21 protein-coding genes are annotated in these 24788 nt (G+C 63.2%); 4 read left to right on the top strand and 17 right to left on the bottom strand.

Going from position 1 to position 24788, the window contains the following annotated elements; all coding sequences use genetic code 11:
* The 4 genes from HKX24_RS15240 to HKX24_RS15225 all read right to left on the bottom strand — a co-directional run bounded on the left by HKX24_RS15240 (position 1) and on the right by HKX24_RS15225 (position 4388).
* A complete protein-coding gene (locus HKX24_RS15240) occupies positions 1–1419 on the bottom strand; it encodes a TRAP transporter large permease subunit (RefSeq protein ID WP_271692275.1) in 1419 nt (472 codons plus the stop codon).
* Positions 1416–2000: a TRAP transporter small permease subunit gene (locus HKX24_RS15235; protein ID WP_093928097.1), complete on the bottom strand. Its 585-nt coding sequence runs from the start codon at positions 1998–2000 to the stop codon at positions 1416–1418. The genes HKX24_RS15240 and HKX24_RS15235 overlap by 4 nt, the downstream gene beginning before the upstream one ends.
* 75 nt (positions 2001–2075) lie before the next feature.
* Entirely contained in the window at positions 2076–3206 is a 1131-nt protein-coding gene (locus HKX24_RS15230; protein ID WP_067266961.1) for a TRAP transporter substrate-binding protein, read from the bottom strand.
* A 234-nt stretch (positions 3207–3440) separates the two neighbouring features.
* Positions 3441–4388 carry an SDR family oxidoreductase gene (locus tag HKX24_RS15225; RefSeq protein ID WP_271692277.1) on the bottom strand — a complete coding sequence of 316 codons (948 nt, stop codon included), beginning with the start codon at positions 4386–4388 and terminating at the stop codon, positions 3441–3443.
* Positions 4389–4542: 154 nt separating this feature from the next.
* On the opposite strand from HKX24_RS15225, the gene HKX24_RS15220 reads away from it, so the two are divergent.
* On the top strand, positions 4543–5436 hold the full coding sequence (locus HKX24_RS15220) for an AraC family transcriptional regulator (protein ID WP_271692279.1): 894 nt from the start codon (positions 4543–4545) through the stop codon (positions 5434–5436).
* 6 nt (positions 5437–5442) lie between these two features.
* Here the strand turns inward: HKX24_RS15220 and HKX24_RS15215 are convergent, their stop codons facing one another.
* Positions 5443–5838 (bottom strand): GtrA family protein, encoded by a 396-nt coding sequence (locus tag HKX24_RS15215; protein WP_271692281.1) that lies wholly within the window; start codon positions 5836–5838, stop codon positions 5443–5445.
* A 4-nt stretch (positions 5839–5842) separates the two neighbouring features.
* Positions 5843–6868: a glycosyltransferase family 2 protein gene (locus HKX24_RS15210; protein WP_271692283.1), complete on the bottom strand. Its 1026-nt coding sequence runs from the start codon at positions 6866–6868 to the stop codon at positions 5843–5845.
* Positions 6869–7084: 216 nt separating this feature from the next.
* Between HKX24_RS15210 and HKX24_RS15205 the strand changes: the two genes are divergently transcribed.
* A complete protein-coding gene (locus HKX24_RS15205) occupies positions 7085–8875 on the top strand; it encodes a hypothetical protein (protein WP_276154087.1) in 1791 nt (596 codons plus the stop codon).
* Between the two features lie 30 nt (positions 8876–8905).
* Here the strand turns inward: HKX24_RS15205 and HKX24_RS15200 are convergent, their stop codons facing one another.
* The 7 genes from HKX24_RS15200 to HKX24_RS15170 form a co-directional block, all read right to left on the bottom strand.
* The gene (locus HKX24_RS15200; RefSeq protein ID WP_271692286.1) at positions 8906–10045 is read right to left on the bottom strand and encodes a M20/M25/M40 family metallo-hydrolase; all 1140 of its coding nucleotides are present in this window, start codon (positions 10043–10045) and stop codon (positions 8906–8908) included.
* Positions 10046–10114: 69 nt separating this feature from the next.
* Entirely contained in the window at positions 10115–11287 is a 1173-nt protein-coding gene (locus HKX24_RS15195) for a M20 aminoacylase family protein (RefSeq protein WP_276154086.1), read from the bottom strand.
* Positions 11284–12969, bottom strand: coding sequence for an ABC transporter ATP-binding protein (locus HKX24_RS15190; RefSeq protein ID WP_271692289.1), 1686 nt, complete (start codon positions 12967–12969; stop codon positions 11284–11286). Before HKX24_RS15190 ends, HKX24_RS15195 begins: the two co-directional genes overlap by 4 nt.
* Positions 12970–12972: 3 nt before the next feature.
* Positions 12973–13860, bottom strand: a complete 888-nt coding sequence (locus HKX24_RS15185; RefSeq protein WP_209217112.1) for an ABC transporter permease — start codon at positions 13858–13860, stop codon at positions 12973–12975.
* A 1-nt stretch (position 13861) separates the two neighbouring features.
* Positions 13862–14803, bottom strand: coding sequence for an ABC transporter permease (locus HKX24_RS15180; RefSeq protein WP_067266948.1), 942 nt, complete (start codon positions 14801–14803; stop codon positions 13862–13864).
* Between the two features lie 112 nt (positions 14804–14915).
* Positions 14916–16526, bottom strand: coding sequence for an ABC transporter substrate-binding protein (locus HKX24_RS15175; RefSeq protein WP_067266946.1), 1611 nt, complete (start codon positions 16524–16526; stop codon positions 14916–14918).
* Positions 16527–16559: 33 nt separating this feature from the next.
* Complete coding sequence (locus HKX24_RS15170; RefSeq protein WP_271692292.1) at positions 16560–18116, bottom strand: M81 family metallopeptidase; 1557 nt, start codon at positions 18114–18116, stop codon at positions 16560–16562.
* 147 nt (positions 18117–18263) lie between these two features.
* Here HKX24_RS15170 and HKX24_RS15165 point away from each other — a divergent pair, with 147 nt between their 5' ends.
* Together HKX24_RS15165 and HKX24_RS15160 are read left to right on the top strand one after the other, a co-directional pair.
* Complete coding sequence (locus HKX24_RS15165) at positions 18264–19070, top strand: IclR family transcriptional regulator (RefSeq protein ID WP_271692294.1); 807 nt, start codon at positions 18264–18266, stop codon at positions 19068–19070.
* A 145-nt stretch (positions 19071–19215) separates the two neighbouring features.
* The gene (locus HKX24_RS15160; protein ID WP_271692296.1) at positions 19216–20634 is read left to right on the top strand and encodes an amidase family protein; all 1419 of its coding nucleotides are present in this window, start codon (positions 19216–19218) and stop codon (positions 20632–20634) included.
* 97 nt (positions 20635–20731) lie between these two features.
* Here HKX24_RS15160 and HKX24_RS15155 read toward each other — a convergent pair whose 3' ends face one another.
* From HKX24_RS15155 to HKX24_RS15140, 4 genes are read right to left on the bottom strand one after another with little or no spacing between them, the layout of a single operon-like run.
* A complete protein-coding gene (locus HKX24_RS15155; protein WP_276154085.1) occupies positions 20732–22210 on the bottom strand; it encodes a chlorohydrolase family protein in 1479 nt (492 codons plus the stop codon).
* A complete protein-coding gene (locus HKX24_RS15150; RefSeq protein ID WP_271692299.1) occupies positions 22195–23400 on the bottom strand; it encodes an amidohydrolase family protein in 1206 nt (401 codons plus the stop codon). The genes HKX24_RS15155 and HKX24_RS15150 overlap by 16 nt, the downstream gene beginning before the upstream one ends.
* A gap of 12 nt (positions 23401–23412) precedes the next feature.
* A complete protein-coding gene (locus tag HKX24_RS15145) occupies positions 23413–24153 on the bottom strand; it encodes an aspartate/glutamate racemase family protein (protein WP_209217105.1) in 741 nt (246 codons plus the stop codon).
* Positions 24153–24785 carry a flavin reductase family protein gene (locus HKX24_RS15140; RefSeq protein ID WP_168613626.1) on the bottom strand — a complete coding sequence of 211 codons (633 nt, stop codon included), beginning with the start codon at positions 24783–24785 and terminating at the stop codon, positions 24153–24155. Before HKX24_RS15140 ends, HKX24_RS15145 begins: the two co-directional genes overlap by 1 nt.
* Positions 24786–24788 lie beyond the last annotated feature (3 nt).

Here is a 24788-nt window from a genome sequence, read left to right as displayed (position 1 = left end):
TCAGCGCCCATAGAACACCTCCGGCAGGTAGAAGACGATCTGCGGGAAGACATACATCAGCACCATCGACAGGATCACGCAGAAGAGGAACGGCATCACGCCCGCGAAAATCTGCGTCAGACGCAACTCGGGCGGGGCGATCCCCTTGAGGTAATAGGCCGACATGGCCATCGGTGGCGTTAAGAAACTGGTCTGCAGGTTCAGCGCCACGAGGATGCCAAAGAACAGCGGATCAATTTCGAACACCGCTAGCAGCGGCAGGAAGATCGGCACGAAGATGATGATGATCTCGGACCATTCCAGCGGCCAGCCCAGCAGGAAGATGATCAGCTGCGCGAGGATCAAGAACATGATCGGCGAGAGGTTCAGAGATTGCACGAACTCAGAGATCACATGCTCGCCGCCAAGGTAGGAGAACACCGCCGAGAAGGTGTAGGAGCCGACGAAAAGCCAGCAGACCATCGCCGTGGTGCGCACCGTGAGATAGACGCTTTCGCGCATCCGCTGCCATGTCATCGCACGGTAAATGAAGGCGAGGAAGATGCCGCCCAATGCACCGATCGAGGCCGCCTCTGTCGGGGTGGCAAGGCCGAAAAGGATCGAGCCCAGCACCGCGAAAATGAGGAAGGCCAGCGGCAGGAAGGAGGTGGCGATCATCAGCAACAGCTTGCCCATCGGCATGTCTGGCACCTCATCCGCCGTGGGGCGCGGGGCCGAGGAGGGCTGCAACAGCGAGCGCCCGATGATGTAGATCAGGTAAAGACCCACGAGCGTGAGCCCCGGCAGGAGTGCGGCCGCATAAAGCCGCACGATGGAAACATTGGTCGCCGCCGCATAGACGATCAGCATGATCGAAGGCGGGATCAGGATGCCCAGCGTGCCCCCCGCGCAGATGATGCCGGCGGCAAAGGACGGGTTGTAGCGCGCCTTCAGCATCGCGGGCAGGGCCAGAAGCCCCATCAGCGTCACCACCGCGCCGACGATGCCGGTGGCGGTGGCGAAGAGCGCGCAGGTGATCAGCGCGGCCACGCCCATGGAGCCGGGGATGTTCTTGGAGGCGATGTTGAGCGTAGTGAACAGCCGGTCAACGATATTCGACCGCTCCACGATATAGCCCATGAAAAGGAACAGCGGCACCGCCGTCAGCACTTCGTTCGACATCACCGTAAAGGTCTGGTTCACGAAAAGGTCGAATATTCGGTTGTTGAAGAACCCATCTATCCAGGTCGACCATTGCTCCCATTGGCCGGCCTCCTCGTCCAGCCGGTCGAAACTGCGCCACATGCGGCGCGCGTCGAAATAGGCGTAATAGCCAAAGCCGATGCCCATGGCCATCAGCGTGAAAGCAATCGGAAAGCCCAGGAAAACAAAGACGATGAACAGCCCAAGCATCATCAGGGCGATTTGCGGATCGGTCATGTGAGATGGCCCTTTTCGGCCTTGTTGGCTTCGCGCATCATGAGGTCTTCGGTCTCAAAGACGTCTTCCTCGGCTTCGAGCCAGTAGTTGGAACGTATGGCGATAAGACAGCGGCAGACCTGCGCAATGCCTTGGATGAACAGCAGGATCCCCGCCGCCACGATGATCGCCTTGAATTGATAGATCGGCACGCCTGCCGGGCTGTTGACCGACACCTCGCCGTATGACCACGAGCGGGCGGCATATTTCCAGCCTGCGAGGATCAGCGCGGTGACGCCGGGGAAAAAGAAGATGATATAGAGCACGAGGTCGATCATGCCTTGGGTGCGCGGCTGGAATAGCCGGTAGAGGAAATCCCCCCGCACATGGCCGCCCCGCGACAGCGTATAGGCCCCGCCCATCATAAAGAGCGTGCCATACATGATGAAGGACACATCCAGCGCCCAAGCCGTGGGATTGTTCAGCACATAGCGCACAAAAACCTCGTAGCCCGTGCCGATGGACATCAGCAAAATGAGCCATGCAAAAGCCTTGCCGAACCATGCGGAAAGGTTATCGGCGAACCGAATGAAAGATATCATGATGCCCTCGGTATCTCACACGAACCCCGGCACGCCATGCGCCGGAGTTCGCGGTGATGTTATGGGTTTGCGGGATCAGAGTTTGATCTTGCCGGGGAAGTAATGCTCATAGGCAAGCCCGTAATCCGGCGAGTTCATCAACTCGTAATAGGCCACGCGGTCGACCCATTCGCGCTGGCTGTCGAGGGTCTTTTTCATGAAAGGATCGGATTCCAGCTCGGGGATCAGCTCATCCCATGCTTTGAGCTGCGCATCCAAGATTTCCTTGGAGGTGCGCCGCACGGTCACGCCAGCCTCGTTTTGCAGGAACTGAAGGTCCGCCGAATAGCGGTCCATCGCCTTGGCCGTGTTCGCGGTCGATGCCGCCTCAACCGCGTATTTCAAGATCGCCTGAAGATCGGGGTCGAGGTCTTCGAGGAACATCTTGGAGAACAGGAACTCAAAGCTCTCGGAGGCTTGGTGATAGGACGACAGGTAGTAGTTCTTGGCCACGTCCTGCGCGCCGAAGTCCTTGTCCGACGAGGGGTTGTTGAACTCAAAGGCGTCGATCACGCCACGCTCCATCGCGGGCACGATCTCCCCGCCCGGCAATTGCGCCACCGACATGCCCAGCTTGGCCATCAGATCGGCGGCCAGGCCCACGGTGCGGTATTTAAAGCCTTGCAGGTCGTCGACGGTATTGACCTCATTCTTGAACCAGCCGAAGGGCTGGGCGAACATCGGGAAGCCCATGTAGCCCACAACGTCGAGGCCCATGATGTCCTGCGTCAGCTCGTTATAAAGCTCCTGACCGCCGCCCTGATAGAACCACGACAGCATCGTGGTGGCAGAGCCGCCGAAAACCGGGCCGGTGCCAAAGAGCGATGCGGCCTTGTTCTTGCCGTACCAATAGACGGGCACCGAATGCGCCGCGTCGATCAGACCGTCGTTCACCGCATCGAGCACCTGAAACGCCGCGACGACCGCGCCCGCGGGCAGCACGTCGACCTTCAGACGCCCGCCTGACATCTCCTCGACCCGCGTCGCATAATCGCGGGCGAAGTCTTGCCAGATGTTCGCGTCGTTCCACGACGTCTGCATCTTGATGACGATCGGCGCTTGGGCCAGCACCGCCGGTGCGGCCAGCATGCTCCCCGTCGCCGCCCCCCCAGCAAGTGCGGACTTCGTCAGGAACGAACGTCGATTGAACTTTTTAGTCTCAGTCATGTTTCCTCCTCCCAGAGTGGCCGCCCCTTTGCTTACTTGAAATACGCTATTGGTCGGGCGACCCGAGATCAGAGACTAACCAAATGATCTCATTTGGCAAGAATAGACCGCAAGGGGCTCCTCAAGTGCAACTTTATTGTGCAAATACCGCGAAAAGGGACACTCTCCTTCGATACTGATGGCCTGCGGATCTCGCGCGTTCTTAGCAGGGCGGAGACAGGCCCCGCCCACCCCTCAAACCGCCCAGTCAAAGCCGGTTTCCGCCTCGGACCGCGCCCAGAGCCTGACCATCGTCTCCTTGTCATAGGCATAGGGCTCCAACCTGCCGCGCCCGACCGGGCCGACCATCTCCATCCGGCCTGTAGGGCCGTAAAGCGCGCGCTGCTCCAGCCCGTCCTCGGTGGCGCACATGACCTCGGGATAGGCGCCGCGCTCCGCCGTTTGAACGATCGGCAATTTCGACATCAGCCACCAAGTGAACCGGGTCATCAGCCCGCCGCTGGTGCTGATCAAAGAGGTGGCCGAGGCACCGGGGTGGCAGACATAGACCGCCACGTTCCTCCCCGCCCGCGCGACGCGGTCCTGCAATTCATAGGCGAACATCATCTGCGCCAGCTTGCTTTGGCTATAGGCTGGGTTGGCGCGGTAATTCTTGTCCCAGTTCATGTCGTCGAACTGGATGGTGCGCAGGCCCATCTTGTAGCCAAGGCTTGCCACCACCACGATCCGGCCATTGCTTTCGTCGATCCGGTCGAAGAGCAAGCCGCAGAGCAGGAAGTGGCCGTAGTGATTGGTGCCGAGCTGGCTTTCGTGGCCTGCCTTGGTCAACTGGCGGTTTGGCACTTGCGCGATGGCGGCGTTGCAGATCAGCGCATCAATGCGGGGAATGTCGCGCAGAACCTCTGCCGCCGCGCGGCGCACCGACTGCAAATCGGCGAGGTCCATCTGCACGAAACGCACCCGCGCCGCCGCGCCAAATTCGTCTTTCAGCTTGGCCACCGCCTCTGCTGACCGTTCCGCGCTGCGGTTCAGCATCACCACCGCGGCACCTTTGCGCAGCAAGGTCCGCGCTGCCTGAAATCCGGCCCCCGCATTGGCCCCGGTGATCACAAAGGTCTTCCCCTCTACCCCGTCAATCCGCTCAGGGGTCCAGCCGTGCGCGCCGAAAGTCTTATCTGTCATGGTCTCGTTCCTTAGCTTTACTGAGGCATCGCGCCCCGTTGACCTTGCAAATAAATCTCAGCACTCCAAAGAAATAGACCGGATCGTCGCGATTACTTGCCTTATCCTCTCACAGCCATTGCATGAAACGCTCGTGCGGTCCTAATCTGCACGGATGAGCAAAGACCAAATCCGCCATATCATCGAACAGCACAGCCAGATCGACGGGCTGACCGAAACCGGCATCAAAGGCGTGCAGTATTTCCGGGCGACCAGCGCGATCCCCTGCGCGCCTGCGGTCTATGAACCCTCTGTCATCGCCATCGTCAGCGGCGCGAAAGAGGCGGTGCTCGACGGTCAGCGCTATGTCTATGACGACAGCCGCTATATGTGCTGCCCCATGTCGATGCCGGTCAAAGCGGGCACGCCAAGCGCCTCGCCCCAGACCCCGCTATTCGGCGTCTACATCGCTCTGGACGCGCGACTTATGGCGGAGCTTTCGCTCGAAATGGAAAGCGCGGGGAGCCTCCTCCCCCCTGCCCCCGCCGACTTGCGCGCCGAGGGAATTAAACTTGCCAAATGGGACGGGGCTTTCTCCGATGCCCTGCTACGCCTGCTGCAATTGAGCAAAAGCGACACCGACCGCGCCGTGCTGGCCGAGGCGCGCCTGCGGGAACTGTACTACGCCATCTTGAAAGGAGAGGCAGGGCTCTTCGCGCGGCGGGCCTTCGGGGCGGGCAATGCCGTGGCGCGGGCCATCTCGCATGTCGCGGCCCATCTCGACGCGCCCATCTCCATCGACGGGATGGCCCAACGCGCGGGCATGAGCCGCGCGGTATTTCACCGCAAATTCAAACAGGTAACGACGATGTCGCCAATACAATTCGTCAAATCCATGCGCCTGAACAATGCCGCCGTGAAAATCGCAGGCGGCGCCACGGTCAGCGAAGCGGCAATGGCGGTGGGCTATGTCAGCGCCTCGCAATTCAGCCGAGAGTTCAAACGCATGTACGGCCAATCCCCCCGCGAATGGAGCGACGCGCAGCAGATAGCAGCCGGGGTGGTTTAGAGGGGGTCAGGCCGGGCGAGGCCGAAACACCAGCCTTTTCGCCCCGACAAAATTAAGCGCCATTGCCGCGATTGACCCCGCCGCCAAAGCCAATACGGTATGTAGCGCCGTAGGCCCGACAACGGCCAAAACCCCGGCATAAACGGCGTAGTTCACCACCGCCCCCGCCGACTGCACCCCGAAGTACCGCAGATACTCGCCACGGCAGGGACCCGTGGCGCGGCGAAAGGTCCAACTGCGGTTGCACCACCATGTCACACTGACCGCCACGGCAAAGCTGACCAGCCGCATGACGTAAGGATCCCCACCGAGCGTGACCAGCAGCAAGAGCGTGCCAGCATCGGCGATGAACCCCAACGTCCCGACGGCCAGAAACCTGACAAATTGCCCTGAGGGCCACATGCGCCTAACCTTTAGCGGGCGCTGCGGCCCTTTCTTTGTCCTGCGCGGCGACCACGCTCAGCACGCCGGGAACCGAAAGATAGCGCATGCGCTTGGTCTCTTGCCGGCCACGGGTCACGGTATCGAGGATCAGCCCCACCGCCCCCATCAGAAAGGCAAGCAGCATGATACTGGTCGACAAAACCGCCGTCGGCAAACGTGGAACGAGCCCGGTGGCAAAATACTCCGCGAAGATCGGCAGCGACAGCGCGACAGAGAGCAGAGCCAACCCGCCCGCGAGCGCCCCGAATACCGGCAAAGGGCGCTCTTGTTTGAGCAGTTTGGTGATCGTCGACAGGATGCGCACGCCGTCGCGGATGCTGTTGAGCTTGCTTTCCGACCCTTCGGCGCGGTCTTTGAAATGCCCCGGCACCTCGGCTGTCGGCATGTCGAGTTCCAGCGAATGCACGGTCAGTTCGGTCTCGATCTCGAACCCGCGCGACATCATCGGGAAGGTTTTCACGAAGCGGCGTGAGAAAACGCGATACCCCGAGAGCATATCAGATGACCCTCGACCAAAGATCGAGCGCACAAGGCCGGAAAGCACGCGATTGCCCAGCTTGTGACCCGGACGGTAGGCCGTCTCACTGCCCGCCACGCGCACACCGTTCACCAGATCCAGCCCTTCGGAGACCATGCGCGCGACCATCTGCGGCGCGGCGCTGGCATCATAGGTGTCATCGCCGTCCACCATGAGGAAGATGTCAGCCTCCACATCGGCAAACATCCGGCGCACCACATGGCCTTTGCCTTGGCGCGGTTCCCGTCGCACGATGGCCCCGGCCTCTGCCGCGATTTCCGCGGTGCCGTCGGTGGAGTTGTTGTCGTAGACATAAATATCCGCCTCAGGCAGGGCCTTGCGAAAATCGCCAACAACAGTGCCGATGGCCGCGGCTTCGTTATAGCAAGGGATCAACACGGCGATGCTAAGCGCACCAAAGCGTGGCACGGGGGCGGCCTGCTGAAAGGTATTTGAAACGACGACCTGCATCTTGCTCTCCTTCCCGGACCAATGCGCCGGTATCTTTGAAGGGAAAGATCCTTGCAGAAGGCGGCAGGATTGAGGCAAGTTCGCGACCATTCCACGCCGCCTATTTCCTATAGACTTGTCATAATTACGCCAGAGCCCTGCCTCTCTCCCGCCGGGATCGCTCGTTTTACACGGGGCGCGCCCCGGCAGAGGACGCCAAGAGCAGAAAGCAGACCCATGCAGACCCCCGACACTTCCCCCAGCCAACGCCGCATGTTCTTCGTCATCACCGGTTTCGCACTCCTCGTGACCGTTCTGAAGGCCGTCATTTTGGGCCATGAACCTATCGAGTTTCTGGCCGTCGCCGACAATGACAGCATTATGCGCTACTTATCGGTAAAGGCATGGTTTGAGGGGCAATCATGGTATGACATGACGCAATACCGCATGTTGCCGCCCGAGGGGCTGGACTTGCATTGGTCGCGCTATGTCGATCTGGGCATCGCCGTCATCGTCTGGCCCTTGGCGCAGCTAATGCCGCTGGAATCTGCAATGAGTGCGGCCATCGTGCTTTGGCCCACGCTCTTGCTGCTAACACTGCTCTTGCTCACTGCCACAGTCGGCTACCGTGTTTTTGGCCCCGCCGTTGCCCTCGGCGCCGTGCTCGGCATTCTGGGCTGGCCACCGGTTGCGCCGAACTACTTTGCCGTGGGCGGGCTTGACCACCACAACCTGCAAATTCTGCTCGCGACGGTTATGGTCTTCATGCTTTTGCTCTCGGGCCGCCCCCTATGGCGCGGCGTAATCGGGGGTTTGGCGGCGGCGCTTTCGCTGGCGGTGGGCTTGGAAATGCTCCCCCCGATTGCCATGGCTGGGTTGATCCTTGTGGGCAGCGTGGTTCTGAGGCGGCCAGAAGGGGACAGGGCCCTCATCGGCTTTAGCCTCAGCCTCGCCCTCGGCACCCCCGCGCTCTACGCGCTGCAAATTCCGACTGGCGAGTGGCTTATCACCCGCTGCGACGAAGTCTCTCCGCCCTTTATCGCGGTGACCTCGCTCGGCGCTGTTTTGGGTCTGATGACCGTGGCGCTGGCCCCGCGTTTGCCGAATGTCGCGGCCCGCAGCCTTGCATTTCTAGCGGCCAGCGGGGCTGGCATCGCGCTGGTTTGGCCCCTGCTTGCCACCTGTCTCTACGGCCCCTACGCCAGCCTGCCCGCCGAAGTGCAGACCATCATCACGGACCGCATCGGAGAGGCTCGACCCATATTGGAACCGCTTTTCGAGGGGGATGTGAGCGCCTTCGGCTTCTTCGTACCGACCGCCATCACATTGATCCTTGCCAGTGCCATGTGGCTTTGGGGCCGCTTCCAAGGCACGCAGACGTCTGATTTTCCCCGGCGCCTTGGCATCTTGCTAATCTTCGGCTGGCTTGGGCTGTTTGCCGGCCTGCATCAAGTGCGCCTGACGATCCTCGGGGCGTCGGCGGTGCCCATGTTGATGGGGTTGGTTCTTGCCCCCTTCCTCGTCAAAGACAACGCCCACCCTATGCGGCGTTTGGCGCTGATCCCGCTTGGGGCCGCCACGATCTTTGCGCCCGCGCTATATGGCTTTGTCATCGACATGAACCGGCCTGCCGATCACGGGGCCGAGACGGCCTACGTCAAAGTCCAGTCTTGCCGCCATCCCGACCTCATTCGCAGCCTCAACAGCGTCGCGCCGGGGGTGATCCTCAGCGGCAGTAACCTCGGCCCGCCTATCTTGCTACTGACCCATCACGACGTGCTGACCGGCCCCTATCACCGCAGCATCCAAGCCATGGCCGACGGCGTGCTGCCTTTCGATGGGGATGAGGCGCAGTTGCGCGCCGCCCTCAAACGCACTGGGGCGGAGTATCTGCTGCTGTGCCGGGACGGCCTATATGGAACGCCTGCCTCCTTTACCACGGAACTGGCGGGCGGTGCGGCCGCCGCGGGCTTGACCCCGGTCTCCGGCCCCGACCCGAAGCTATTGCTGCTGCGCGTGGAGAAGTAACATCGGGGGCGGGTCTCCGCCCCTCCCCCCTCAAGCCGTCAAGCGACAGAACAGCCCCGCCGCCAGTTTCGCACGTTCGGTGAGACTGCCGACATAGATATGCTCCTGCAACGTATGCAGCCCCTTGCCACGCACGCCGATGGAATCCAGCGTCGGCAGGCCAAGGAAACCGGTGAAATTGCCGTCCGATCCGCCCCCGGCAGAGCTTCCGGTGATCTCGATCCCCAGTTCGCCCCCAATCTCCTGCGCGAGCTTCAGCATCGCCAACGTGCCGGGCTGGTCGGGCTCCCAAACCGGGCGGGTGACGCCGCGGCGGATTTCCATGATCACGTCGCCTTCGTCCGAGTTCAGCGCCATCATCTTTTCCACGCCTGCGTCGAGCTGCTCTTGCGTTTTTGCCATGGTGAGCACTTCGGCATCGCAGACCGAGGACACGCAGTTGACCCATTGGCCCGCGTGAAAGACCCCAAGCGAGAAGGTGCAATCCTCGGTGGTCATGCCTTCGATCGTGCCCACGGCCTTTGCCATCTCCGCGATGGCCGAGCGGCCTTCGGAGAGCGCCCAGCCCGCGTGGCTGGGGCGCCCCCGGGTCTGGAGGTTGAATCGCGCGATGGCGTAGCGCCCGATCACCGCGCCGCCGTCGGGGCGGGCGGGTTCGGGGACGAGGATGTATTTATGGCGCTTCGCCTCCTCTTCGATCAGACGGCGTGTGGCGGGGGTGCCGATTTCCTCATCCGGGGTGAAAAGCACCGTCACCGGCAGCGGCGTCTCGACCCCGGCGGCCTGTAGCTTGCGCAGCGCATCAAGGTAGACGTAGTTGCCGCCCTTCATGTCCATCAGACCGGGGCCGTAGCAGATATCGCCTTCGCGTTTGTAAGGCAGGCTCGCCAAGGTGCCGAGCGGGTGAACCGTGTCCATATGACCCAAAAGCAGGATGCCCCCCTCGCCCGCGCGGGGATGGGGCATCTCAGCGCGCAGGCTGTCGCCCAGCCCCATCGGGCTTGGAATACGCTCTGTCCGCGCGCCCAAGACCGCCAGATCGTGCTGCGCCACATCCATCATCCGGTTCACCGCCGCCCCGTCGAATGTGGGGCTTTCGGTTTCGATCCATGGGCGCAGCCCGGTGAGCATCTCTTCGGTATCAAAAGGCAGATCGAGCGGGTTGGTCATGTTCAATATCCTTTCCTCCGCCGCGCGACAGCAGGCGGTTGGCTTAAATTAAAAGATTGGCGCAAGGGCCTAGCCGCCGACCTTTGGCAGGCGCGTCTCGACAATCCGCGCATAGATCGAGGCACCGACAGGCAGAATGGCGTCGTCCAGCACGAAGCCGGGGTTGTGCAAAGGCACGCTGCCCGCATGGCCCACCCGGCAATAGGCGCCCGGCACCACTTTCAGCATATCGGCGAAATCCTCCGACCCGCTGGCCTGTTCGGTCGAGACATGGGCGTTCTCGCCGCCCACCACGCTGGCCGCCGCTTCGACATAGGCGGTGGTCAGTTCGGGGTCGTTCATCAACACGTCAAAGACATTGCGGATGTCGACTTCGATCTCGATCCCATAGGCTGTGGCCATACCGGCGCAGAGTTCGCGTATCCGGGCCTCGGCCATTTCGATCACATCCTCATGGAAATAACGGATCGTGCCCGCAATACTGGCGGTATCTGGCACCACGTTATAGGCCGAGCCCGCGTTGAATTTGGTCACCGAAAACACGATCGGCTTGGTCGGCGGGGTGTTGCGGCTGACGACGGATTGCAACTGCTGCACCAGCGCCGTGCCGATGACGATAGGATCGCGCGACTGATGCGGCATGGCGGCGTGGCTGCCAGTGCCCTTGACGGTAATGTCAAAGAAGGCCGCCCCGGCCATGGCCGCACCGGGGGTGACATTGACCACGCCCGGCTCTGCATTCGGATCGTTGTGCATGCCGTAGATTTCGTCGCAGGGGAATTTCTCGAAGAGCCCCTCCTCCAGCATCCGGCGCGCACCGCCCAAACCCTCTTCGGCGGGTTGAAAGATCAGCACCACGGTGCCGTCGAAATCGCGCGTCTCCGCCAGATAGCGCGCGGCCCCCAAGAGCATGGTGGTGTGGCCGTCATGGCCGCAGGCATGCATCCGCCCGGGGTTGGTCGAGGCATAGGGCACGCCGGAATCCTCTACAATCGGCAGCGCGTCCATATCCGCGCGCAGCCCGACACGGCGGTTGCCACCGCCCGCGCCCTTGATGATGCCGACAACCCCGGTGCCACCCAGCCCTTCGTGCACCTCATCCACCCCGTAGGCGCGCAGCTTTTCGGCCACGATGCCCGCGGTGCGGACCTCTTCGAACCCCAGTTCGGGGTGGGCGTGGATGTCTTGACGGATGGCGGTGAGATCGGCGGCGAAGGCTTCGATCTTGGGAAGGACGGTCATGCGGTGGCTCCTGTCGTCATGGTGGCGCTGCCGAGCGCGCGGTAGTTGGCAAAATCCCAATGGCGGCCCGGGGCCGCTTCGATCAGGTTGCGCGTGTAGTCGTGATGCGGGTTGGCCAACACATCGCCCGCGGGGCCGTATTCAACGACCTGCCCGCGCTGCATGACCAAGACCTCGTCACAAATCTGCGCGGCGACCCGCAGGTCGTGGGTGATGAACAACATGGCCACGCCGAACTTCTCTTGAATGTCATCCAAAAGATCGAGCACCTGCGCCTGCACGCTCACATCAAGGGCCGAGACAGCCTCATCCGCGACCAGCAGATCGGGCTTCATCGCCACCGCACGCGCGATGGCGATACGCTGGCGCTGCCCGCCTGAGAATTGATGCGGATAGCGGTCGAGCGCGTCGCGCGGCAGGTCCACCAGTTCCATCAGCTCAGCCGCATGGCGCATCGCCTCTTCGCGCGGGGTGCCGAAGTTGATCGGCCCTTCGCACAGGCTGCGCGCCACGGTCCAACGCGGGTTGAGCGAGCGGTAAGGGTCTTGGAACACGATTTGGAGGTGTTTGCGGTGGTCGCGTAGCTGACGGCGCGAGAGTTTGGCGATCTCGGTCCCGGCGACATTCACGCTGCCTGCTGTCGGGTCGATCAGCCGCATGATGGCCCGCGCCACCGTGGATTTGCCCGAACCGGACTCCCCCACGATGCCCAGCGTCCGCCCCGGCTGGATGGTAAAGCTCACGTCCTGCGCGGCTTTCACACCCTCGCTGCGGCGCAGGAAACCGCCGCCGCCATAGGTCATGTCGAGCCCGGCCACACGCACCACTTCGCTTTCCGATGCCGCCGCCCTTGCGGGCCGCGGGGTGAGGTTGGGCACGGCGGACAGCAGGGTGCGGGTATATTCCTTCTCCGGCTTGGTCAGCAGCTTTTCAATCGGCGCGCGTTCGACGATCTTGCCCTGCTGCATCACCGTCACGGTATCCGCGATCTCGGCCACCACGCCCATGTCATGGGTGATGAAGAGCACGGCGGTGCCGTGACGCTCTTGCATCTCGGCGATGAGCTTGAGGATCTGCAACTGCGTGGTCACGTCCAGCGCCGTCGTCGGCTCATCCGCGATCAGCAGATCAGGGTCGAGGATCAGCGCCATGGCGATCATGATGCGCTGGCGCTGCCCGCCGGAAAGCTGGTGCGGGAAAGCGCTAAAGATGCGGTTCACATCCGGCAGATGCACCTGATCCATCATGTCGAGCGTGCGTTTCTTGGCCTCGGATTGGCTCAGATCGCTATGCATGTTGAGCACTTCCATGATCTGCTCGCCCACCCGCAGCACGGGGTTCAGCGCGGTCATCGGCTCTTGGAAGATCATCGCGATCCGCCGCGCGCGCAGCTCGCGCATTTGCGCGTGGCTGGCGCTGGTGATCTCGAAATCGTCCAGCGTGATGCTGCCGCTTTGCACCTCCAGCGCCGATTTCGGCAGAAGCCCCATAGCCGCCAGCGAGGTCACGGATTTGCCTGAGCCAGATTCACCCACCAAGCAATGCGTCTCGCCCGCGCGGATGGTGAGGTCGATCCCGTCGATCACCGGCTTGGCCTGTGGCCGCCCGGCAAGCCCGATGCGCAGGTCGCGCACTTTGAGCACCTCACGCGCGTCGGAGAAGTCTTTGGTCTTGAACTGCATCTCTCAGCCCTCCCGTTTCTTCATGCGCGGATCGAGCAGATCGCGCGCGGTGTCGCCCAAAAGGTTGATCGACAGGATGCAAAGCGACAGCAGCAGCCCCGGCCAAAAGATCAGCCCCGGCTTGATCTGGAAATAGGTCCGCCCCTCGGCCATGATGTTGCCCCACGTGGGGATCTCGGTGCTGACGCCCGCGCCCAGAAAGCTCAGGATCGCCTCGATCAGGATCGCCGAGGCGCAGATATAAGTGCCTTGGACGATGAGCGGTGCCATGGTGTTGGGCATCAGGTGCTGGATTAGGATCTTGGGCATCGACGAGCCGAGCGCGATGGCCGCCTCGACATAGGGTTCCTCCCGTGCCGACAGCACGACCGAGCGCACCAGCCGCACCACGCGCGGCACCTCCGGCACCGTGATGGCGATGATGACCGAGCCGAGCGATGGCCCATTCAGCGCCACCAGCGCAATCGCCAGCAGGATCGCGGGAATCGCCATCAGGCTGTCCATGATCCGCATGATGATGCCATCCGCCACCCGAAAGAAACCAGCGACAAGGCCGATGGCCAAGCCGATGGCGACGCTGACCAAAGCCGCCCCGACGCCGATCAGCAGCGACACGCGCCCGCCGGTCATCACCCGCGAGAAGGTGTCGCGGCCATAGGGGTCGGTGCCCAGAAGATACTCTTCGGAAGGCGGCTTGAGCCGCGCGGCAGAGTTCATCGCCAGCGGATCATAGGGCACGTAGAGCGGGGCCAAGATCGACGCCAGCACGATGGCCACGAGGATAAGCGCCGCCAGCAGCGGGCCGATACCGACCCTTGCGCCCGCAGGCAGGGAAAGCAGTCCGGTCAGCACCTGAAAGGCGCTGTGACGGGATTGGGGTTGCTCGATCATGTCAGTACCGGATCCTTGGGTCGAAGAATGAATAGGAGACGTCAACCAAGAGGTTCACGAAGACGTAGATGCCCGCCGTCAGCAGGATCATCGCCTGAATGACGGGGTAGTCGCGCGCGAGGATCGCATCGACCGTAAGCCGCCCGATGCCGGGGATGTTAAAGACGCTTTCCGTGACCACCACGCCCGAGATCAGCAGCGCGAAACCGGTGCCGATGATGGTCAGGATCGGCACGGCGGCATTGCGCAGCGCATGGCGAAACAGCACGACATTCTCGCGCACGCCCTTGGCCCGGGCGGTGCGGATGTAATCTTCGCCCAGCACTTCAAGCATGGAGGCCCGCGTCATCCGCGCGATGAGCGCCACATAGATCGTGGCCAGCGTGAGCGAGGGCAGAATGGCGCGCGAGAAGAACGGCCCGATGCCCTCCGAAGGCGCCTTGTAGCCCTGCACCGGCACCCAACGCAGTTCGATCGCGAAGATTTGGATCAGGATATAGCCGATCACGAAGACCGGCACCGAAAAGCCCAGCACCGAGAAGGACATCACCAGAAAGTCGACCCAAGTGCGGTGACGCCATGCGGCGATCACGCCCATCGGCACAGCCAGCAGGACAGAGATGGTGATGGTCATCAGCGCGATGTTGATGGTCGGCCCCAGCCGGTCGCCCAACATGCCCGCCACGGAGGTGTTCGACAAAAGCGATACGCCCAGATCGCCGCGCAGCAATTGCCCGATCCATGTGAAGAACTGTGTCAGCAGCGGATCGTTCAGACCCAGACGGTCACGGATCCGTTCAAGCTGTGCAGGGGTGGCGGCATCGCCGGCGAGAATGGCTGCCGGATCACCGGGAGTGAGACGCAGCAGGAGGAAGACGAAGATGGCGACGATCAGCATGACCGGGATCGTGGCCAAGACGCGCTTCAGGATATAGACGAGCATTTTCCGGAAGGTCCCTTTCGGCGGAAAGAAGGCAGGCCCGGAAGCGGGGGCGCTGCCTGCGGGCAGAGATGACGGTGGAGAGCGCGGCGGCCGCGCCCTCCGAAAGGCTGGATTACTCCGCCTCTTTGGTCATGTTCCAAAACACCGGCACGGGCGATGGCAGCATGTTCTGGATCGTGTTGCGACGCGCCTGCGGGATCAGATATTCACCCATCATGATGTAGTTGACGTTATCCATGACGTGTTTCTGGATCTCGACGGCCACTTCCTTTTGCGCCTCGGGCCCTTCGGCCTTCATGAACTTCGCGCGCAGCTCTTCGACCTTGGGGTCGTCGGGCCATCCGAACCACGCCTCATCGCCACGGCCACTGACCATCACGTTGGTCAGCGGGTCCGAAATCTCGGGCACCATCCAGTTGGTGAAGAACATGTTCCAGCCACCCTCTGAGACAGGGCTTTGCTGGGCGCGGCGCTGCACGACCGATTGCCAGTCCATCGACTGCATGTCGACTTCGAAACCGGCTTCGCGCAGGGCTTGAGCGGCCACCACAGGTTGATTGATCAGACTGATCACATCCGTCGGCGCCATCAACACGATCGGCGTGCCATCATAGCCTGCCTCTTCGAGCAATGCCTTAGCCTTTTCCGGATCCGCGCCGCCAGTCACGATCTCCGCATCCGCTTCGTCGCCCAGAGGCGTCGAGCAGCCAAAGATCGCGCCGCAGACGTTATAATAGGCCGGATCGCCCTGCATCGTTTGCAGCATGGATTCTTGATCCAGCGCCGCCATCGCCGCCTGACGCACCAGCTTGTTGTCGAAGGGCGGGTGCAGGTGGTTGGGCCGACCGATGGTGACATAGCCAAGGTCATCGCGGGTCTCGACCGTGACCTCGGGGCTGGCGTCGAGGATCGGCAGCAGGTCGATCTGCACCTGTTCGAGATAGTCAATCTCCCCCGCCGAAAGCGCGTTGATCGCAGTGAGCGCGTCGGGCATCGTGGTCCAGACCACACGGTCGACATTGACCACCTTGCCACCCGCCATCCAGGAGGCTTCCTCGTCACGCGGGACGTAGTCGTCGAACTTCTCATAGGTGACGTTCACGCCGGGCTCGTATTCATCTTGGTTAAAGACGAAGGGGCCGGAGCCGATATATTCCGTGATCGTCTCATCCGCCGAGGTTTCGGCCACGCGCTTGGGCATGATGAAAGGCGGCACGGCGGATTGTTTGGAGATCACCGACAAAAGCGGGCCAAAAGGCTCGGTCAGGGTCCAGACGACGGTCTTTTCGTCACTGGCCTCAAGGCTCTCGGTCACGTCAAAGATCAACTGCCCGCCGCCGTCACGCTTGCCCCAGCGTTTGAGCGAGGCCACGACATCTTCGCCAGTCACCGGCGCGCCGTCATGGAACATCAGCCCATCGCGCAGGGTGAAAGTATAGACGAGCCCGTCATCCGAGACGTCCCAGCTGGCCATCTGGGGCTGCGGCTCAAAGTTTTCGTCCACGGCGGTCAGCACGTCATAGACCATATAACCGTGGTTGCGGGTGATATGCGCGGTGGTGATGACCGGATCGAGAACCCGCAGGCCCGAGTGCATGACCGCGGTGATGGTCGTTTCGCCATCCTGCGCCGCCAGAGAGCCGGGTGCCAAAAGCGCCGTGGTCGCGGCAAAGGCGGCGGCAAGTCCGCGCGACTGTTTCAGTGCCGATCGTAGAGGTATCATGTGGTTTTCCCTTGTTGAGTGATCTTTTGGTTTTTATTGGGCCACGGCGGTCTTGCCGCCCTGGTCAGGTGGTGCGCTTTGGGCACCATTGGCCCCGAAACGGGGGCCATTCGGAGACAGCCGAAGCCCCGCGCGCAGGCGCGTGAAGGGCAAATCGGCCGGATTGAGGGGCATCGGCCCCGGCGCACAGGCGACAAGGATGTCGCGCGCGATGGGAGCAAAGTCTGCGCGGAAATGGGTGGAGCTTTTGACCACCAAGAGATCCATCTCTTCGGGTTGGATACCGACAAAGCGGAACATCTCGCGGTCGGCCATCTGGGCGATGCGGCTGGTCACGACGACATGGACCCCGCCGATGCGCAGGCAGGCCGAGGGGCCAAGGTTCAGCGCCGTGCCGCCATAATAGGGGCCGGTCGCGCGCAGCGTTCCGTCGCAAAGATGCTGGACCGTCGCCGCCGTTTCAAACGGCGTATCATCCGTGATGTCGGCGTGGCCGCCAAGGCGCAGGTTAATCTCGGCACCGACCCCGGCCTGATGCGCCGCTTCGGCGGCGGCGGGGTCGACGATCAACCCGATGGCCGCGTTCTGGGCTTCGGCCTTGACGAGCGCGCGCAACATGCCCGTGGTGGCCGATACGCCGCCCGCGCCGGGGTTGTCTTGAGTGTCAGCGATGACCACAGGCCCGCGCCCCGGCCCGGCGGCACGCGACAGCGCCTCGGCCACCGCCCTGTCGGGATCATAGGCTTCGTTTTCCAAAAATGCGGGCGCGGCCGCCTCATAGGCTGCGGCAAGCCTGTCGGCGGCGGCGTCTGCTGCGGTCTGCGTCTCGCCATAGGCGACGGCCACGGGGCCGCAATCGGGAATATCCGCCGCCGGGAAGCCCATAAACAAGCTGGCCGAGAGCGCCCCCGCGGCTTCACAGGCGGCGACCCCCTCATAAAGCTCACGTCCCGGCGACATTTCGGTCGATTGAAACGGGATCGGCACCAGATATGACATCTGGCGAAAGGCTTTGGCCGGACGCTGGCCGGTCGTCATGATCCGGTCGAGTTGGCGGGCCGCGGCAGCGCCGGTATCGGCCATGTCCACATGCGGATAGGTGCGAAAACCGACGAGCACATCGACATTCGCAACGAAATCTTCAGAGATATTGCCGTGCAGATCAAGCGCCGTGGCGATGGGCACATCCGGCCCCACGACCGCACGCAGACGGCGAACCAACTCCCCTTCCCCGTCGTCGAGATGCCCCGCCACCATGGCGCCGTGCAGGTCCAGAAAGACCCCGTCGAGCGGCCCGGCCTGCCGAATGCCTTCGATAATCTCGCCCGCAATCGTCTCATAGGCGTCGCGGCTGACATGGGCCGAGGGGATCGCCCCCGCCCAGAGGATCGGCACGATGTCCCAACCCTGCGCTTGGCCCACCCTCAGCGCGCCCGCCATGCCAAGGTTAACCTCTTCGAAGGCGGGCAACATCGCCGCGCCGCGCACCATGGGGACATAGCCACCGCCCAGTTGGAAAGCCTGCATATCCGCCGGATTGGGGGCGAATGTGTTTGTCTCGTGCAGAAAGCCCGCAACAGCCACGCGCATTCCAGAACCACTTTCCAAACTTGTCTCCTTCGCCTTCTCGGCCCCGTCATCCGCGGGCCACGCCCATTGTGTATCGTACTGCAATACAGCTATAGTGCACAGCAAGCGTAAGCGGCGCTTTAACGATTCGTCAACTACAGGCCATTTATGAGTAGATTTTTCCGTGAAGACGCCCCGCAGGCGGCGCAGAATCAGGCAGACGAGGACCGTTTGTTCGTCCGGGCGGCAGATCGCGCAATGCAGGTGCTGGGCGCCTTTCACAACGCGACCGGGCCGATGACCCTTTCCGACATCGCCAAGACCGCAGGCATCGACCGATCCGCGGCACAACGGCTGGTCCATACGCTCACCAAACTCGGCTATATTCGGCGCAGCGGGGATGACCGCGGCTATCTGCCGGGCATTCGTCTGCTGGATCACACGCTTGACCTGCTGCGACTCGACCCCGTGGTGCAGAAAGCCACGCCGGTCCTGCTGGAACTGCGCAAATCCCTGCGCGAGCGGGTCGATCTCAGCCTCTATGACGAGACGCGCCTGATCTATGCCCTGCGCATGCAAAGCAAGCGCGAGACCTTTTTCGCCACCCTCGTGGGTCATAGCGTGCCGACCTTTTGCACCGCGGGCGGGCGCGCCGCGCTGGCACAGCTTCCCGATGACGCGGCGCGCGAAATCCTCATCCGCGCGCCCTTGCACCCTTTCACCGCCAGCACCAAGACCGATCCCGAAGCGATCATGGCCGAGCTTAGCATCGCCCGCGAAAACCGCTTTGCCGTGGTCTGCGATGAATATGCCTTGGGCGAGGTCGCGGTGGGCGTCGCCATCACCGACCGGAACGGCGCGCCGCTCAGCGCGATACATCTCGCAGGCTCCCTCTCGGAATACACGCCGGAGGAATTTGTCGCCAAGGCTGCCCCCCTCGCCATAGAGGCCGCCAGCGCCATCATGGCCGGGTGACCGCCCAAAGCCTCGAATATAGCCACCCCGCCTTCGGCAGAGGGTTTCGCCGCGAATTTACTTGCGTTGCTAAATTCTTTCTCCGAAGTTCGCGACATCAGGGCGCGGATGCGGCTTTGAAAACGACTGAACGAAAGGAACCGGAATGACCGACAGTAAACCGCTTTGGCAATGGGACGCGCAGGAAATCGCAAGCGCGACCCGCGCAGGAAAACTCTCGGCGGTTGAAGCGACCGAGGCGGCGATTGCCCGCATGGAGGAGGTCAATCCGGCTTTGAACGCTGTGGTCGAGACCCTCGCCGATGAGGCCCGCGCGGAGGCGGTCGCCCTCGACAAAAGCGACGCGCCCAAGGGGCCGCTGCATGGTGTTCCGGTCACGATCAAGATCAACGTCGATCAAAAGGGCCATGCCACAAGCAACGGCGTGCCTGCCTTCAAAGACATCATCGCGCCCGAAGATGCGCCGGTGGTGCGCAACCTCAAACAGGCGGGTGCCATCGTCATCGGGCGCACCAACACGCCGGAGTTTTCCTTTCGCGCCGATACCGACAACCCGCTTTATGGGCGGACCCATAACCCTTGGGGGCAGCACCTTTCGGCGGGCGGCTCCTCCGGTGGGGCGGGGGCGGCTGTCATGGCCGGGATCGGCGCGCTGGCCCATGGCAACGACATCGGCGGCTCGCTGCGTTTCCCGGCATCGGCCAATGGCGCGGTGACGGTCAAGCCGGGCCTAGGCCGCGTGCCCGCCTTCAATCCCAGCCAAAAGGCCGAGCGCGGTCTCTTGGCGCAATCCATGTCGGTGCAGGGGCTGATCGTGCGCAAGGCGGCGGACCTGCATTTGTCGATGCCAAGCCTGATCGCCGCAGATGCGCGCGACCCCTTCCATGTGCCGCTGCCCTGGCGCGGCGACGCCATCGAAGGCCCGATCCGCGTGGCCTTCACCCGCGATGATTTCGGCTTTGGCCTGCATCCGGATGTGGCCACCGCACTCGACAAAGCCGCCTCTGCCCTGTCCAACGCAGGCTACGCCGTCGAAGAAGTGGAACCGCCCCTTGCCTATGAAGCTGGCAAAAACGGCTATCGCGCCCTGATGGGCGAAGTCGAAGCGCTGATGGGCGAGGACATCCGAACCCACGGCTCCGACGATCTGAAGGCGATCTTTGAGGATTACTACGCCGAATACCCGCCCTTCAAAGGCACCGAACAGCTCGCCATGCTGGCCAAACGCACCCATTACGCGCGCGAATGGTCGCTGTTTCTTGAGGACTACCCCCTCGTGCTGACCCCCTTCATGTTCGCCCCCTTCTTCACTGCCGGGCGCGACACCGAAGGCCCTGAGGGCGTGCGCGAAGTCTTGGGGAAGGGGCTTTGGTCCTTCGTCATGAACTTCACCGGCCTGCCCGCGGGCAACATCCCCACGCATATCGCGGAACTGCCCCAAGGGCCGCAGCCCATCGGCGTGCAAATCGCAGGCCGCCGCTGGCGCGAGGACCTAATCGTTGACGCGATGGCCGCGATCGAAGGTGAGATTGCCCCGGTTTGCACGCGGTTGTGGGGGGCGTGAAGTAGCTTCAAAGCGTGACGCCGATGGCCCGCATCTACTGTGAGGCGGGCCAACGGCTAGCGGTAACTCAGGCGGTCACGGGCTTCGTCCACAGCGGCTATGGGCCTTTGACCCCGTAGCTGCCCGTGAAAATTTCCTCCACCGGGGGATGGAACAACGTCCTGTCAGGATATTGCGCGACCATCCGGTCGAACTGGGCCTGCGCTTTGGCGTGATAGGCCATGTCGTCGACGCCGGGGATGACACCATCGCGCATGACGAACCGCCCCGCGATCATCACATCCGATACGTCGCGGCCTGAGCCGTTAAGCAGGATCGTCTGAATGGGGTCGATGCGCTGCCCGATGTCGGGGCTGTCCAGCCGGATGACGTTCAGGTCGGCGGCGGCCCCCGGGGCCAGCCGGCCCAGATCCGCGCGGTTCAGCGCCGCTGCGCCGCCGAGGGTGGCGGCATCATAGAAGTCGGCGGCGCGGACAGCGGTCGGATCACCCACCGCGATACGGGCGGTCATCACGCCCAGGGCCATGTTCTGGATCATGTCGGCGGGATGCGTGTCGGTGCCCATACCGATGGGGACGCCAAGGTCGCGAAACCGTGCGAAGGACTGCATGATCTTGCCACTCCGGGCCATCACCAGCGGGCAATGGGCAAGGGCGGCACCGGAGGCCCTCAGGATTTCGAGATCAGGTGCGGCATGGGTGATGCTGTTGAGGCCCGACAGGAACAGCCCATGCGGCAGGATTGTGGACGGAGCAAAAAAACCGGTATCGCGCAGCAGTTCCAACGGGCTCTTGCCATGCTGTTGTAGCACCAGATCATATTCCAGCCGCGACTGGCAGCAATGCAGGCGGATCGGCACGCCGAGGGCGCGGGCAGCCGCACCGCTGCGGCGCAGAAGCTCGGGCGTGCAAGTCTCAATCCGGTCGGGGGCCAGCATGGTGCGGATCAGCCCGCCGTGGGTGTTCTCGTGCCGCGCGACAAAGGCTTCGGCTTCGGCCAGACCCGCAAAGCCGCGCGGTTCATCATAGTGAAAACCGATTTGCCGATCTTCATTCACCACCAGATTGCCGCTGCGATAGGCGGGGCCAAGGTAGACCCGCAGCCCGAGGTCCGCCGCCGCCTCTGCCGCGGCGTCGAATTCCTCTGCCGTCTCGCCCCAAGCTCGGTAAAAGAGCGAGGCAATGGGCAGCGCCGTGGTGATGCCGTTGCGGATCAGCCGAGTGAAGGCATAGCGTTTCTGAAAGGCCAGTTCCTCGGGCGTGTACATCTCGTGCGGACCAGCGGCCATGTAGCTCTCGGGCCAAACGCGGCCCTTCAACTCCGGCGGATGGTTGTCATAGCCAAGCACAGTGGTGTCGAGATCGGCCAGCGCGTCAAGGTCGATGAAGCCCGGCCCGATCAGCGCCTCGCCAAAGTCGATGGTCTCGGCCACATCGCCTGCGAAGTCATGGCCGACGTGCAGCACCTTTTCGCCTTCCACGACCACGGTGCCATTTCGGTAAAGGCAATGTTGCCCGTCCTCATGCCCCACGACCCAAGCGGCGGTCAGGGCGCTGCGTTTCAAGCGCTCTGCCATGTCGCCTCCGTCTCGCCATCGCGGGCCACGATCTGGCCGCCCGACAGGACCAAGCGACGCGGCGGGCGTTGGGTGATGGCCTCCGAGACGGCCTCCACATCGACCAACACCAGATCCGCGCAGCAGCCTTCGGCAAGGCCGTAGCCCTCAAGCCCCATGACCCGCGCCCCTTCGGTGGTGCAGGTGTCGAGCGCCCAGCCGACCTCAACATCCGCGCGAAAATTGTTGCGCAGCCCCACGAGCATGGCACGTTCCAGCATGCAGGCGTTGCCGTAAGGGGTCCAAGTGTCGCGGATGCCGTCGTTGCCCGCGCAGATCGCGATGCCGCGCTCGCGGCAGGCGGCGAACGAGGGCACCGGGCGCGCGGCGGGCGCGGTGGTGGCCAGCGAGACATCGAGCGCCGCGATCCGGTCGAGCAGCCCCGCCACCCGCGCCTGATCCCCCATGCCGAGGCAGAAGGCATGACTGACCGTCACCCTGCCCTGCATCGCCAGCGACTCGGTCCGGTCGAGGATCATTTCAAGGCTAAACGCCCCCATCTCACCCGGCTCATGCAGGTGTATGTCAATCGGCTTGCTGTGTTTCTCCGCCAACCCGAAGACCGCGTCGAGCTGCCCCTTGGGGTCACGGTCAATGCCGCAGGGGTCGAGCCCGCCGACGATATCGGCGCCCTCGCGCAGGGCTTCGTCCATTAGTTCCAGCGTGCCGGGGCGGATCATCAGGCCCGATTGCGGAAAGGCGACCGTCTCGATCTGCATGACATCCGCATAGCGCGCCCGGGTGGCGGCCACGCCCCGGTGCAGGCTCAACCCATGTTCGGTGTCGATATCGACATGGCTGCGGATCGCCGTGGTGCCCTTGGACAGCGCCAGTGCCACCTGCCGTGCCGATTGCCGCTCTGCGTCCATGTCCAACTCGTGGCGCAACTTCCGCTCCGTGTCGATCATCTGTTGCAGGCTTTTGCCCTGCTGATGCGGGTGCCAGGGCATGCCCCAGAGCGTCTTATCGAGATGTGCATGCGCATCGACGAGGCCCGGCAGCGCCAGCGCGCCGCCGCAATCCTCAACGGAGACCTCCCCCGTCGGCGTGATCTCAGGCGCGATCTGCGCGAAGCGCCCGCCCTCGATCAGCACATCGGCGGCATCCGCCCCCATGAGGCGGAGGTTCTTGAGCAACAAAGCCTTGGTCATGTCTTGTCCTGTCTATCGTGTCAAAGGGGCGACGCGCGCTTGCGGTGCGGCGACTTGCTTGACCCGCGGCAGGGCATAGGCGCCGGTCTTGGCGGTCACCAGCCCGGTCGCGGCAAGGCCAGCGGCCATGCGGATGGCAAAGCCCACACCGTCGATCACCGGCACGCCCGCATCGCGGCCCAATTGTTCCAAATGCGCGCTCATGCCCGCGCAGCCCAGCACCACGGCCTCGGCCCGGTCTTCCTCAACCGTCTGGCGGATCTTGCGAGCGATCAGCGGCAGGGTCTGCACCGGCGCATATTCGAGGTCGAGCACCGGGATGTCGGCGGCATGTACGGCGCAGAGAGCGCGGCCACAGCCGTAACGGTCGCCAAGGTCTTCGATGATCGGCACGGCGCGGGGCAAGGTGGTCACGACCGAAAAGCGTTTGGCGATCCGCCCGGCTGCAATGAGCGCGGCTTCGCACAGACCAATCACCGGCCCCTTGGCCACGGCCCGGGCGGCATCGAGACCGGGATCGTCGAAACAGGCAATCACATGGGCCGCGGCCCCCGCCGCTTCGGCCTCAAGAATGGCGTCGAGCATGGCGGGCACGGCGCGGGCCTCATCGGCATAGCCTTCGATGCTGGGCGGTGTCGCCCGCGCGGTGGCGGCAACGACCTCGACCCCCGGCCCGGCCTGGGCGCGGGCGGTGCGGGCGATGGCCTCGGTCATGCCCGCGGTCGAGTTTGGATTGATCAGGTGAATTTTCATCAATTGGCTTTCTGTGTCACGCCAACCGGCGGCGTCTCGGGAACCTTGAGTTCGAACTGCCGGTCGGAGGTGATGTAATTGTCGGCATGCAGCCGCGCGATGGGCTGGTAATTTTCGGGCCGGACATAGCGGCCCGCCTCGTCAAGGCAGTTGTCGCGCACATGCATCTGCACGACACGGCCTAGAATGATCTCGCGCCGGGCATAGCGGATGGTCTCTTCGACCACACATTCCATGGCGCAGGGGCTTTCCGCGATCCAGCCGCCGTCGATCTGGCTGGCGGGGGTCATGGTCAGCCCGGCGGTCGCGATCTCATCCACGTCGGGCGCATAGCTGATCCCGCAGGTAATCATCGCCTCGGCCAGTGCCATGTCGACCATATTGACGCAGAAGCTCTGACGCCGGTCGATGTTGGTGACCGTGTCTTTGATGCTGCCATCGGGACGGCATTGGATGCCGAGGATCACAATCGGCGGCTCCTGCGAGAAGACGTTGAAAAAACTCATCGGCGCGGCATTGGGCACACCATCGGCGCTCAACGTGGTGACCAGCGCGATGGGGCGCGGCGCCACGAAGCTCGACAACAGCCGGTAGCGGTCGCGTTCTGGCAGGGTGGTGAAATCGAACTCCATCCC

Origin of the sequence: Sulfitobacter sp. M85 (genome assembly GCF_029285915.1) — a bacterium.
GTDB classification, from domain to species: domain Bacteria; phylum Pseudomonadota; class Alphaproteobacteria; order Rhodobacterales; family Rhodobacteraceae; genus Sulfitobacter; species Sulfitobacter faviae.
Note: the sequence above shows the minus strand (reverse complement) of the source record. Positions and strands in the feature narration are given on the sequence as shown.